Origin of the sequence: Roseovarius sp. SK2 (assembly GCF_028807495.1) — a bacterium.
Lineage (GTDB): Bacteria > Pseudomonadota > Alphaproteobacteria > Rhodobacterales > Rhodobacteraceae > Roseovarius > Roseovarius confluentis.
Window position 1 is genome coordinate 291,753 of record NZ_JARAMK010000002.1, and the last position, 12,518, is coordinate 304,270.

Consider the following 12,518-nt stretch of genomic DNA (forward strand, 5'->3'; position numbering starts at 1 on the left):
GTCGCAGAACCGGGGTGAGTGGGCCGACATGCAAAGCAGAACCGTCACATCTATCGTCCTCGCCGCGATGCTCGGGCTGGCCGGTCCCGCCCTGTCGCAGGATGGCGAAGTCCAGACCAAGCAGTATGACGACGGCGGCATCTACGAGGGCACGTTCCGCAACGGCCTTCAGCACGGGACCGGCACATATACGCTTCCCAATGGCTATGAATATTCCGGCGAATGGGTCGATGGCGAGATCCGCGGCACCGGCACCGCGCGCTTTCCCAACGGATCGGTCTACGAGGGCGAGTTCGCCAAGGGCAAGCCCGAGGGCGTGGGCAAGATCACCTTCTCCGACGGCGGCACCTACGAGGGCACGTGGGAGGACGGCAAGATCAACGGCGAGGGCGTCGCGGTCTATGCCAACGGCGTGCGCTATCAAGGCGGCTTTCGCAACGCCCAGCATCACGGCCGGGGCAAAATGGAAAGCCCCGGCGGCTATATCTACGACGGCGACTGGGTGAACGGCGTCAAGGAAGGCATGGCGACGATCACCTATCCCGACGGCGCGGTCTACGAAGGCCAGGTCAAGCGCGGCGCCCGCGACGGCGAAGGCACGCTCACCATGCCCGACGGGCTGATCTACGAAGGCACCTGGGCCGAGGGTCAGATCAACGGCACCGGCAAACTGACCCAGCCCAATGGCGACGTCTACGAGGGCGAGCTTGTGGCGGGCCGGCGCGAGGGTCAGGGGCGCGTGGTCTACAACAACGGCGATGTCTACGAAGGCGAGTTTGCCGATGACAGCCGCCACGGACAGGGCACCTTCACCGGCTCCGACGGCTACCGCTACGAAGGGTCCTGGGTCGCGGGCAAGATCTCGGGCCAGGGCACCGTCACGTATCCCGACGGCTCGGTCTACGAAGGCCAGTTCCGCGACGATCTGGCCAACGGCGAGGGCAAGGTTACTTACCCCGACGGCTCCACGTATGAGGGCGAGTGGTCCGGCGGCGTGATCGACGGTACGGGCAAGGCAACCTATCCCAACGGCCTCGTCTACGAGGGCGAGTTCCAGAACGCCAAGAACCACGGCCAGGGCGTGATGACCTATCCCGACGGCTACCGCTACGAGGGCGCGTGGCAGGATGGACAGCGGCACGGGCAAGGCACGGCCACCTATGCCGACGGCACGGTCTACGAAGGCGAGTTCGTCGACGGCCAGCGCCACGGCCAGGGAAAGATCACGATGCCCGATGGCTTCGTCTATGACGGTCAGTGGCAGAACGGCGAAATCTCGGGCCAAGGGGTCGCGACCTACACCAACGGCGACGTCTATGAGGGCACGTTCGAGAACGGCAAGCGGCAGGGCACCGGCACCATGCGCTACGCCACGGGCGAAGAGGCATCCGGCGAATGGTCCGACGGCGCTCTCGCCGAGCAGACGACCGTGGTCACCGAGGAAGAGACCCCGGCCGTCCCCGAGGACACATCCGGGGCCTCCGGCGCAGAGACCGGCGCGGAGACATCTGACACCGGCGACACGGCGGGAACCTCGACCGAGGCCGAAAGCGGAACCGCGGCCGAGGGCGAGACGGAGGCCGAAGCCGATACGACCGACGACGCGACCACCGAAGAAAGCAACTAATCACGCGCTCCGCCCGTCCCGGACCTGATCCGGGACCTCGTAGGGTGGGTGAAAACCCACGCGCACCCCGGTTAATCAAACGTCGACTCCGCACGCCGCGTTAACCCGGCAAAACGCTAGAAACCGCACCGTCGCCATACCACCCGGATACCGACGCAATACCGACGTTCCGAATCCGCCGATTTCCGCGCCGTTAACCTTCGAGTCGCACCCTTACACGATTTCGCCCGCATCCAGCCTGTCCAGGATGCGTTTCGCCCCGTCCAGAACCGCCTCCTTGCGGTCGTCCTTCATCCGGTCCCACGTGGCATACATCTGCCCCATCCGCGGGTTTCTGGCGAACTTCTCCCGGTGCCGCACGAGGAAATCCCAATACAACAAGTTGAAAGGACACGCCTTTTCGCCGGTCTTTTCCTTCACCGAATAGGCGCAGGAGCCACAGTAATCCGACATCTTGTCGATGTAATTGCCCGAACTCACATACGGCTTCGACGCGATGATCCCGTCATCGGCAAACTGGCTCATCCCGATCACGTTGGGCGCCTCCACCCATTCATAGGCATCATGGTAAACCGCCAGGTACCACTCGTGCACTTGATGCGGATCCACCCCCGCCAGAAGGGCGAAATTGCCCGTCACCATCAATCTCTGAATGTGATGCGCATAGGCCAATTCCCGTGTCTGATCAACGGCATGGGCGACGCAGTTCATATGCGTTTCACCCCCCCAGTACATCCACGGCAAGTCCCTCTCGTGCCCCAGCGCATTGCGCGCGACATAGTCCGGACCTTCCCGAAAATAGATCCCCCGCACGTATTCCCGCCAGCCTATTATCTGCCGGATAAAGCCCTCGGCAGCATTGATCGGCACGTTCCCGGCTTTCCATTCTTCTTCCACACGGGTGCAGATTTCCACAGGATCCAGCAATCCGATGTTCAAATACTGAGATAACAGCGAGTGATGCAGGAACCGGTCGTCCTGCAGCATCGCGTCCTGGTAATCCCCGAAACAATCCAGCAGGTTCTTGGCGAAATGATCCAGCGCCCGCAGCGCCTGGCCACGCGTCACCGCAGACATGAACGGCCGCAAAGCCCCGAAATTGTTTCCAAATTTCTTCTCGACGAGATCCAGAACCTCGTCCGTGATGTCATCCGGCGTAAACGCCATAGGTTTCGAGCGCAACATGTCGCCCGAGGCCGGTTTGCGGTTCTCATGGTCGTAATTCCATTTCTCGCCCGCCGGTTCATCGCCGTCCATCATCAGCCCGGTCTTGCGGCGCATCTCGCGATAGAAATACTCCATCCTCAACGACTTGCGCCCCTCGGCCCATGTGTTGAACTCATCGAGCGAGGCCACGAACCGATCATCCGGCAGCACCGTCACCGTCAGCGGCGCATTCTCCAGCGCCTCGATCAACCGCCACTCCCCGGGTTGGGTCGCGATCACCTCGCTCGTGTCATGCTCCTGTCCGCGCCGCATCAGCTCGCCGACGATGGATTTCGACGTATCCGCATCATCCAACCGCGAATAGGCGACCTGCCAGCCACTCTCTTGTAATTCCTGCGCAAAATGGCGCATCGCCGAGAAGATCAGCGCGATTTTCTTTGGATGGTGGCCCACGTAACTGGCCTCGTCCGCCACCTCGGCCATCACCACGAGGTCGCTCGCCTTCTCCGCCTCGCGCAGCGCCGACAGGGTCTTGCTCAGCTGGTCCCCCAGCACGAGGATCAGCCGCCTCACCACGGCACCCTCTCCCCGGCCCAATCAAAGAATTGCCCCGTATTCTCGGGCGTTAGGGCCGACAGTACATCCAGAAGGTTCTGCGCCGCGTCCTGAGGGGTAACCGTCTTGTGCCCGCCCGCGAACTTTTCGGTCAGCGGCGTCTCCACCGTTCCGGGATGCAGCGCCACGCAGATCGACTGCCTGTGCGTGCGGCTCAGTTCGATCGCCGCACCATGGATCATCTGGTTCACCGCCGCCTTGGCCGTGCGGTAGCTGTACCACCCGCCAAGACCGTTATCCCCGATCGACCCCACGCGTGCCGACAGGGCGGCAAACCGGCATTCACGGTCACGCGGCAGCAGCCGCACCGCGTGCTTCAACACCAAGGATGGTCCCACGCAATTCACTCGAAACTGCGCCTCCATCGCCTCGGCGCTCAATTCTTTCAATGACTTCTCGGGCCCGCGTCCGTCCAACTCCAACGCGCCTGTGGCCACGAAAACAAGGTCGAATTCGCCCTCCAGCACCCCCAGATGCGCCTCGACCGACGCCTCGTCCGTCACATCCAAACCGTCGCCGGATCGTGACAGCCCGGTCACCCGCACCTCGCGCTCTTCCAACGCCGTCACGAGAGCCGATCCGATCCCGCCCGAGGCGCCTATCAGCAATGCTTCTTTCATGTCGCCAAGAGCTAGCGGGCCACCGACCAGCTTCAAGGCGCAAATCGTCGCCAGATCGGGGGTTTTCAAAGCCACCCATAGTCCTTATGCTTTGCTTATGTCTACGCGCTGCCACATCACCGGCCCCGCAAGCCCCGCCACGGCGGCTTGCCTTTCCGCGCGTCTGCTCCTAAGCCGCCTCTGAGCGTGCCCTGATCCGGCGCGACCGCTCAGAGGAGTAGCCTTTCGCGCCACAGGCTTAGGACCAAAACACGAGACATGACATGACCAATTCCGAACAAAACCGCGTGGTGATCTTCGACACCACTCTGCGCGACGGCGAACAATCGCCCGGCGCCACCATGACACACGCCGAAAAGCTGGAAATCGCCGGCCTGCTGGACGAAATGGGCGTCGACATCATCGAGGCCGGCTTTCCCATCGCCTCCGAGGGCGACTTCAGGGCCGTCTCCGAGATCGCCAAGAATGCGAAGAACAGCGTGATCTGCGGGTTGGCGCGCGCCAACCTCAAGGATATCGACCGCTGCTGGGACGCGGTGAAGCACGCCAGCCAGCCCCGTATCCACACCTTCATCGGCACCTCCCCCCTGCACCGCGCCATCCCGAACCTCAACAAGGATGAAATGGCCGAGCGCATCCACGAGACGGTCACCCACGCACGCAACCTTTGCGACAACGTGCAATGGTCCCCGATGGATGCGACGCGGACGGAGTGGGATTACCTCGCCCGCGTGGTCGAGATCGCCATCAAGGCCGGGGCCACCACGATCAACATTCCCGATACCGTGGGTTACACCGCGCCGGTCGAGAGCGCCGATCTCATCCGCCGTCTGATCGCCGAGGTGCCCGGCGCCGACGACGTGGTCTTTGCCACCCATTGCCACAACGACCTTGGCATGGCCACGGCCAACTCGCTGGCCGCCGTGGAAGGCGGCGCGCGGCAAATCGAGTGCACGATCAACGGCTTGGGCGAACGCGCCGGTAACACCGCGCTGGAAGAGGTCGTGATGGCCATGAAGGTCCGCAACGACATCATCCCCTACCACACCCGCATCGACTCGACGAAGATCATGCACCTGTCGCGCCGGGTCGCCACCGTGTCGGGCTTCCAAGTGCAACCGAACAAGGCCATCGTCGGCAAGAACGCCTTTGCCCACGAAAGCGGCATTCACCAGGACGGCATGCTCAAGAACGCCGAGACGTTCGAGATCATGCGCCCCGAGGATGTGGGCCTGACGGAAACCAACATTGTCATGGGCAAGCATTCCGGCCGTGCCGCGTTGCGCTCGAAGCTCAAGAACCTCGGAATCGACCTGGCCGAGAACCAGCTGAGCGATGTCTTCGTGCGGTTCAAGGAACTGGCCGACCGCAAGAAAGAGGTGTTCGACGAGGACCTGATCGCGCTTGTCACCGCAGGCGAGGATGCCGAGAATGACCGCCTCGTGCTGAAATCCCTGCGCGTGGTTTGCGGCACCGGCGGACAGGCCGAGGCCGAGATGGTAATGTCCATCGATGGCAAGGAGACCTCGGCGACCGAGCAAGGCGATGGACCTGTCGACGCCACCTTCAAGGCCGTGCGCCAGTTGCATCCCAACGACGCGCATCTGTCGCTTTACCAGGTGCACGCCGTGACCGAAGGCACCGACGCACAGGCCACCGTCTCCGTTCGGCTGGAGGAAGGCGGCAACATCGCGACGGGCCAGTCGGCGGACACCGACACCGTGGTCGCCAGCGCAAAGGCCTATATCAACGCGCTCAACCGCCTGTTGACCCGCCGTGCAAAGCTCGGTGAGAACGAAAAGGAAGTCAGCTACAAAGACGTCAGTTGACCGCGGCGCCTCGCCCGGTTCCGACCGGGCGAGGCAGCCACGCAAAAAGCTGACGCGCGGCTTCTAACCGAGCACACTTCGAAAACTCAGTGGATGTACATTCAAACGAAAAACGGCGCCCCCAATGGGGACGCCGCGTTCCATGCCTGCTCGAAAGTTGTCTCAGTCCCAGCCGACCGCGTTGAACAGCTCTTGTGCCTTGGCAGCATTCCGGCTGAACGCCGCGGTGGGCGTGGTCTCGTCGGGCTTGAACTCGCCCAGCCGCTCGGTGGTCGCCGTACCCGGCGCGTCCTCGACGGCGGGGTATTCGTGGTTGCCTGTCGCAAGGTTGGTCTGCGCGGTGTCGCTGGTGAAATATTCCATCAGCTTCATGGCGTTGTCCGGGTTCGGCGCCGTCTTCAACATGGCCGCGGTGGACAGGTTGACGTGGGTGCCGCGCCCGTCCTGGTTCGGCCAGACCCAGCCGATCTTGTCGATATCGTCGCTCAGGCCCTCGACGTCGGATTCGAAGCCGCGCACGAAGTAATAGTGGTTGCCGACCGCCACTTCACACTCGCCCGAAACAATCCCGCGCAGCTGGTCGGTGTCGCCGCCCTGCGGGTCCCGCGCCATGTTGTTGACGATGCCCTGCGCCCATTCCTTGGCCGCTTCCTCGCCGTGGGTTTCGATGATCGAGGCCATCAGCGACTGGTTGTAGATGTTCGAGGACGACCGGATGCAGATCTTGCCTTCCCACGCGGGATCGGCCAGCTCTTCGTAGGTCTGCGGCGGGTTCTCCACCTTTTCCTTATCGTAATAGATGATCCGCGCGCGCTGCGCGATCCCGTACCAAAGATTCTCGGGATGCTCGAGGTGGTCGGGGATGCGGTCCTCGATGGTCTGCGACTCGTAGGCCGCCAGAAGGTCCAGCTGCTCGGCCCGGGCCATGCGGCCCGCATCCACGGTGATCAGCACGTCGGCGGGGCTGTTCTCGCCTTCCGCTTCCAGCCGCGCGATCAGTTCGTCCGCATCGGCCTCGATCCGGTTCACGGTGATGCCGGTTTCCTCGGTGAACGCGTCATAGAGCGCTTCGTCGGTGTCGTAGTGACGCGAGGAATACACGTTCACCTCCTGCGCGACGGCAGGCACAGCCACACCGGTCAGCGCCAGCGCGGCAACGAGAGAACGAGAGGTCAGATGAGCCATCAAGAAAAAGCCTTTCTTTTTCCGAGTGAATTTGTAAGCAATTGATGAATTTTCCGACTAAAAGAGTCAAGAGACGTTTTCGGCGACCCGGGGAGCGGCAAGAAAACGCAGCGTAAAACTTGCACGCCCCGCAATTCGTGATCATGCTGCCCGGACGGGAGAATAGGGCGCATGACGACGCGCCGCGGGAGGAGACAACATGACATTTTCCACACGTCAGGACGTGATCGGTATCCAGGACGAAATGCCGTGGGAGGCGCGCGACCTGCCCAAGACGGTGCACCAGATGCTGGCCGATACCGCGGCCGCCTTCCCGGATCGCCCCGCCGTCAGTTATCAGCTTCTGTCGGGGCCCACCGACAAGGCACAGACGCTAACCTGGTCCGAATTTCATGGGCGTGTCTGCCAGGCTGCAAACCTCTTCCGCAGCCTGAAGATTGCCGAGGATGACGTGATCGCGCTCGTCATGCCCAACTGCCTTGAGACTGCCATCGCCACGATCGGCGCAATGGTCGCAGGCATCGCCAACCCGATCAACCCGCTGCTCGAGCCCGAACAGATCGGCGCCATCCTGCGCGAAACCGACGCCCGCGTCGTCGTGACCCTGCGGTCATTCCCGAAAACCGACGTGGCCCAGAAAATGGCCGAAGCCGTACGCAACGCGCCCCGTGTGCACACAGTCCTTGAAGTCGACCTTGTCAGCTACCTGACGCCCCCGAAAAGCTGGATCGTCCCACTGATCCGCCCCAAGAATCCGGACAATCATCACGCCGACGTCAAGAACTTCAACGCCGAGGCGCGCAAGCATCCCAAGACGCTGTCGTTCGAGGACAAACAGGCCGACCGCGTCGCCGCCTATTTCCACACCGGCGGCACCACCGGCATGCCCAAGGTTGCCCAGCACAAGTATTCCGGGATGGTTTATAACGGCTGGCTCGGCCATCGCCTGCTGTTTGACGAGCAGGACAGCATCATGTGCCCTTTGCCGCTGTTTCACGTTTTCGCCTGCCACGTCATCCTGATGGCGATGATCAAGTCCGGCGCACATGTGGTCTTTCCCACCCCCGCCGGATATCGCGGCGACGGCGTGTTCGACAATTTCTGGAAACTGCTGGAACGCTGGGGCACGACCTTCGTCATCACCGTGCCCACCGCCACCGCCGCGCTGATGCAGCGCAAGGTGAATGCCGACATCTCCAAGGTGAAGAATGCCTTCTCCGGCTCGGCCCCCATGCCGCTGGAGCTGTTCAAACGCTTCGAATCCGCCACCGGCATGACCGTGATCGAGGGCTACGGCCTGACCGAGGCGACCTGTCTTGTGTCGTGCAACCCGCCCACGGGCGAGAAGAAGGTCGGCAGCGTCGGCGTGCCCCTGCCCTACACCGACGTCAAGATCTACAAGACCGACGGCGCCGAATGCGGCCCTGACGAGGTGGGCGAGATCTGCATCGCCAACCCGGGCGTCTTTGCTGGCAACACCTATACCGAAGCCGCCAAGAACAAGGACCTATACCATCACGAGGTCTACCTGCGCACTGGCGACCTCGGTCGGATCGACGGCGACGGCTACCTCTGGATCACCGGCCGCGCCAAGGACCTGATTATTCGCGGCGGGCACAATATCGACCCCGCCGATATCGAAGAGGCGCTTATGGCCCATGCCGAGGTCGCGGGCGCCGGTGCCATCGGCCAGCCCGACGCGCATTCAGGCGAACTGCCCTGCGCCTATGTGGAACTGGTCGACGGCGGCTCCGTCGACGCCGAGGCCCTGCGCGAGCACTGCAAGATCCACGTCCACGAACGCGCCGCCATCCCGAAATATATCGAGGTGCTGGACGAGCTGCCCAAGACCGCCGTCGGCAAGGTGTTCAAGCCCGACCTGCGCAAGCGGGCCATCACCCGGGTCTATAACGCGGCGCTCGCAGAGGCTGGCATCAACGCCGAGGTGACCGAGGTGATCGACGACAAGAAACGCGGCCTCGTGGCCCGCCTGTCGAAGACCGGCGAGGCGGACGAGGCGGCGATCTCGCATTGCCTGGGCGAATTTACCCGCCCGTGGGAGTGGGCCGACGCAAAGAGCACGGCCGACGCCGCCTGAAGGTCCGGCCTCAGCCTCTGAATGTCAGGATCGCACCGACGTCTTCGCGCTCGGTGCGGTACTGGTTCACCGGCTGCGTCTCGTCGGCATAGCCGAAGGAAATCGCGCACAGAATGGCATGGTCTTCTGGCAGGCCGAAGTGCCGCCTGACTACGTCCGGATAGGCCGCGACCGCCGCCTGTGCGATGGTTCCCAGCCCTTCCGCCGTTGCCGCCAGCATGAAAGCGGTCAGGAACCCGCCCGCATCCAGCGCGCCATAGGGGCCTAAAACTTGCGGAATATGCAGGATGGCCACGTGCGGCGCGTCGAACATCTCGAAATTCCGCATCGATTGCCGAGCCCGGGCCTCGCGATCCTCCCGCGCGATGCCGACCGCGTTGTAAAGCGCATAGCCACAGGTCCGCCGCCGCTCGCCCAGTTCGCCGGGATAGCTTTCTGGCCAGTCCATATCGGGCCCCGGCTTTCCCGTCTGCACCTCGCTCAGCAAGGCCTGCCGGAACGCCTCCGTCTCCGTGCCCCGCGTCACCAGGAGTTCCCAAGGCTGCGTGTTGTTCCAACTCGCGGTGTGTCGCGCCGTGTCGACGATCCGCTCGATCACCGCGTCCGCCACCGGCTCGGGCCTGAAGGCGCGGCACGAATAGCGGGCCTGCACCAGCCGCTTCAGGGCGTCGCCGTCCGCACTCATTGGCTCATCGCCACGCCGTAACCCACCGCTGCCGCCACGATGACCCCGATCACCACGGCAATCGCGATCTTGATCGCCGAATAGGGCCGCTCGCCCTGCACCTTGCCGTTGCGACCGTTGACGACAAAGCGATAGGTTTCGCCCCTGTACTTGTAGGCCGCCAGCCAGACGGGCAGCAGGACGTGCTTGAAAGTCACATCGCTGACCGCCGTGTCGATCGAATGAATGCGCTGCCGATCACCACCGATGTCGAACCGAACGTCTCGCGCAATCCGGGCATCCATGATCTGCCGCGCCTGCACGAACCCGTCCTCCAGCGTCACCTGATATCCCTCCGCGCGAAACCCGGCCAGGAACTCCGGGCTGTAGGGCTGCAATTCGCCCAACTCCCAAGGCTCCAGCGCGTCGGTGTAGCGTTTCGGCAAAGTTTTCGAGGCCAGCACCAGCACATCGTCGAAGAACCGCGCCACCCGGCCCCGCACAGGCGTCCATCGGACCTTGGCCACCTGCACCTGCTCGCGCTTGCCGTCGCGCATGACCGTCTTGGTCTCGTAATAGACCGTGCCGCGCTCGCCGGTATAGCTGGACTTCGTGTCGGCATCATAGGTCCAATAGGGCACATAGATGCCCTGCATTCTGCGCCCCTTTCGCGCATAGTCCTGCAACCCGTTGGGTGCGAACCACAATCGGCCCAGCCACTCGGTCATGGCGCCCCGCGCCGCCGGCTCATCCACCCTGAACGGCAAGACGCCGCGCGGCTTGATATGCCGATGCGTGCCGGTGTCCGTGACCACTGGTGTTGAGCAGAACGGGCACTCGGCGGCATGTACCGTCGCGTCGAAATCCACCTGCGCGGCGCAGTTGGGACAGGTCACGACGCGGGTCTCCTCGATCTCCGACGCGTCCAGTTCACCCTTGATCGCCGCGCCGAAATCCAGCTCTTTCAGCGGCGCGGCCCAGGGGCCTGCCTGCTCCATCTCTGCCTCGTTGCCGCAGTGATCACAGATCAGCTTGCCCGCCTGCGGATCAAACCTGAAATCGGCGCCGCACTGGTCACAGGGAAAGCGGTGTTCTTGTTCAACGGTCGGGGAATCGAGCATATGCCTACAGGTACTTGTGGAATTTGGCCGGGATGATGCGGCGCAGCGCGCCGTCCCGCAAGGCCGTGTGACGCCAAAGATGGAATATCGCGTGAAAGAGCGCCGCCGCCCCCAGCACCAGCAAGGCGGTCCGCACCTCCGGCCCCGGCAAGGGCCGCTCCACCGCTCCGGCAGCCAGCGCCATCACGGCCCAAGCCAATAGAACGTACATGCCCCGGCTTAGCCACGGATGCACGGTGCGCAAAACACCGTCCAGCGCCGGGCCCGGCCCCTTGTTCAGCAGACCGAAGCAAAGCCAAAGCAGGCATAGCGCTCCGCCCGAGACCACGAAGGTCCAGCCTAACACGCCGAAGATCCGGTCATCGACGGACAATAAAAGGTACAAAAGCACGCCGGTCGTCCAATGCAGAATCTGCGTCGCCAGCCGCCGTGCCTTGAACGCCCTCACGCCCCGGGCGGCGGCGGCGGTAGGATGGTGAAGAGCTGTGCCAGTTCCTGCACGTCACCGGCTTTCAGCCATCCGTCCTGCCCGGCGGTCCAGACATGGCTGTCCCGCGTCAGCTTGCCGTCGCTCGCCATCCGGCCCAAAGCCGCCTTGGAATAGGGTCCGTGGGTCTGGCCGTTTTCCGCGATGTGCCAGACATGCTCGACCGGCGGCGGGGGCGGCGCGGGCGAGGCAGACTGTGACGGCTGATGAGCGCTTGGCCCCCAAGGGCCACCCTGCCCGGCCATTTGACCCGCCATCGCCATGCCCAGACCGGCCCCGATCCCGGCACCCATGCCACCCCCGGCGCCGCCGGGGTTCTTGGCCGCCGCCGTCATTGCCTCGGCCGCCGAATACTGGGTGAACTTTCCCAAATCTCCGGCCAGGCCCATGGACGTGCGCTTGTCCAGCGCCTCTTCCACCGCGGGCGGCAGCGAGATGTTCTCGATATAGAATTCCGGAATGGTCAGCCCGTAGTCCGCCACCACGGCGGAAATCTCGGCGGCGACCAGCTTGCCCAGATCGGCAGTGTTGGCCGCCATGTCGAGTACCGGAATACCAGACCCCGCGATGATCCGGCTGAAGCTCTGCACGATGATGTTGCGGACCTGATAACTGATCTCGTCCATCGTGAATTCGCCATCGGTGCCCACGATCTCCGTCAGGAACTTCGCCGGGTCCGTGACGCGCGTGCTGTAGGTTCCAAAAGCGCGGATGCGGGTCGGCCCGAATTCCGGATCGCGCAGCATGATCGGGTTCTTCGTGCCCCACTTGAGATCCGTGAACCGCGTCGTGTTGACGAAATAGATCTCGGACTTGAACGGGCTCTGAAAGCCGTGATCCCAGTGCTGCAGCGTCGTCATGATCGGCATGTTGTTCGTCTCGAGCATATAGAGACCCGGCGTGAACACATCCGCCAGTTGCCCCTCGTGCACGAATACCGCCGCCTGCCCCTCGCGCACGGTCAGCTTGGCGCCGTACTTGATCTCGTGGCCGTGCCGCTCGAACCGCCAGACCATCGTGTCGCGGGTATCGTCGACCCAATGGATGACGTCGATAAATTCGCCTGAAAGAAAATCGAAAATGCCCATGGTAATCTCCGTGCGCT

General features: G+C 63.3%; 10 protein-coding genes. 3 read left to right on the forward strand and 7 right to left on the reverse strand.

The window, feature by feature from the left end:
* The first annotated feature begins 28 nt into the window (after positions 1–28).
* Positions 29–1,627 (forward strand): MORN repeat-containing protein, encoded by a 1,599-nt coding sequence (locus PVV74_RS05635; RefSeq protein WP_274592538.1) that lies wholly within the window; start codon positions 29–31, stop codon positions 1,625–1,627.
* A gap of 213 nt (positions 1,628–1,840) precedes the next feature.
* On the opposite strand, the gene PVV74_RS05640 is transcribed toward PVV74_RS05635, so the two are convergent.
* Complete coding sequence (locus PVV74_RS05640) at positions 1,841–3,370, reverse strand: cryptochrome/photolyase family protein (RefSeq protein ID WP_274592539.1); 1,530 nt, start codon at positions 3,368–3,370, stop codon at positions 1,841–1,843.
* Entirely contained in the window at positions 3,364–4,029 is a 666-nt protein-coding gene (locus PVV74_RS05645) for an SDR family NAD(P)-dependent oxidoreductase (protein ID WP_274592714.1), read from the reverse strand. Before PVV74_RS05645 ends, PVV74_RS05640 begins: the two co-directional genes overlap by 7 nt.
* A gap of 263 nt (positions 4,030–4,292) precedes the next feature.
* On the opposite strand from PVV74_RS05645, the gene PVV74_RS05650 reads away from it, so the two are divergent.
* The gene (locus PVV74_RS05650) at positions 4,293–5,858 is read left to right on the forward strand and encodes a 2-isopropylmalate synthase (protein WP_274592540.1); all 1,566 of its coding nucleotides are present in this window, start codon (positions 4,293–4,295) and stop codon (positions 5,856–5,858) included.
* Between the two features lie 162 nt (positions 5,859–6,020).
* On the opposite strand, the gene PVV74_RS05655 is transcribed toward PVV74_RS05650, so the two are convergent.
* Positions 6,021–7,043: a Fe(3+) ABC transporter substrate-binding protein gene (locus PVV74_RS05655; protein WP_274592541.1), complete on the reverse strand. Its 1,023-nt coding sequence runs from the start codon at positions 7,041–7,043 to the stop codon at positions 6,021–6,023.
* A 199-nt stretch (positions 7,044–7,242) separates the two neighbouring features.
* On the opposite strand from PVV74_RS05655, the gene PVV74_RS05660 reads away from it, so the two are divergent.
* Complete coding sequence (locus PVV74_RS05660; RefSeq protein WP_274592542.1) at positions 7,243–9,141, forward strand: acyl-CoA synthetase; 1,899 nt, start codon at positions 7,243–7,245, stop codon at positions 9,139–9,141.
* A 10-nt stretch (positions 9,142–9,151) separates the two neighbouring features.
* On the opposite strand, the gene PVV74_RS05665 is transcribed toward PVV74_RS05660, so the two are convergent.
* The 4 genes from PVV74_RS05665 to PVV74_RS05680 are packed head-to-tail and all read right to left on the reverse strand — an operon-like array spanning position 9,152 to position 12,501.
* On the reverse strand, positions 9,152–9,826 hold the full coding sequence (locus tag PVV74_RS05665; RefSeq protein WP_274592543.1) for a nitroreductase: 675 nt from the start codon (positions 9,824–9,826) through the stop codon (positions 9,152–9,154).
* On the reverse strand, positions 9,823–10,926 hold the full coding sequence (locus PVV74_RS05670; protein ID WP_274592544.1) for a TFIIB-type zinc finger domain-containing protein: 1,104 nt from the start codon (positions 10,924–10,926) through the stop codon (positions 9,823–9,825). Before PVV74_RS05670 ends, PVV74_RS05665 begins: the two co-directional genes overlap by 4 nt.
* Positions 10,927–10,930: 4 nt before the next feature.
* Positions 10,931–11,374, reverse strand: a complete 444-nt coding sequence (locus PVV74_RS05675) for a hypothetical protein (RefSeq protein ID WP_274592545.1) — start codon at positions 11,372–11,374, stop codon at positions 10,931–10,933.
* Positions 11,371–12,501 carry an SPFH domain-containing protein gene (locus PVV74_RS05680; RefSeq protein ID WP_274592546.1) on the reverse strand — a complete coding sequence of 377 codons (1,131 nt, stop codon included), beginning with the start codon at positions 12,499–12,501 and terminating at the stop codon, positions 11,371–11,373. The genes PVV74_RS05675 and PVV74_RS05680 overlap by 4 nt, the downstream gene beginning before the upstream one ends.
* Positions 12,502–12,518: the final 17 nt, after the last annotated feature.

What these genes read in the sequence shown, in the direction of transcription:
- PVV74_RS05635 (WP_274592538.1), top strand. Translation starts at nt 29, where the DNA reads ATGCAAAGCAGAACCGTCACATCTATCGTCCTCGCCGCGATGCTCGGG.
- PVV74_RS05645 (WP_274592714.1), bottom strand. Translation starts at nt 4,029, where the DNA reads ATGAAAGAAGCATTGCTGATAGGCGCCTCGGGCGGGATCGGATCGGCT.
- PVV74_RS05650 (WP_274592540.1), top strand. Translation starts at nt 4,293, where the DNA reads ATGACCAATTCCGAACAAAACCGCGTGGTGATCTTCGACACCACTCTG.
- PVV74_RS05655 (WP_274592541.1), bottom strand. Translation starts at nt 7,043, where the DNA reads ATGGCTCATCTGACCTCTCGTTCTCTCGTTGCCGCGCTGGCGCTGACC.
- PVV74_RS05660 (WP_274592542.1), top strand. Translation starts at nt 7,243, where the DNA reads ATGACATTTTCCACACGTCAGGACGTGATCGGTATCCAGGACGAAATG.
- PVV74_RS05665 (WP_274592543.1), bottom strand. Translation starts at nt 9,826, where the DNA reads ATGAGTGCGGACGGCGACGCCCTGAAGCGGCTGGTGCAGGCCCGCTAT.
- PVV74_RS05670 (WP_274592544.1), bottom strand. Translation starts at nt 10,926, where the DNA reads ATGCTCGATTCCCCGACCGTTGAACAAGAACACCGCTTTCCCTGTGAC.
- PVV74_RS05680 (WP_274592546.1), bottom strand. Translation starts at nt 12,501, where the DNA reads ATGGGCATTTTCGATTTTCTTTCAGGCGAATTTATCGACGTCATCCAT.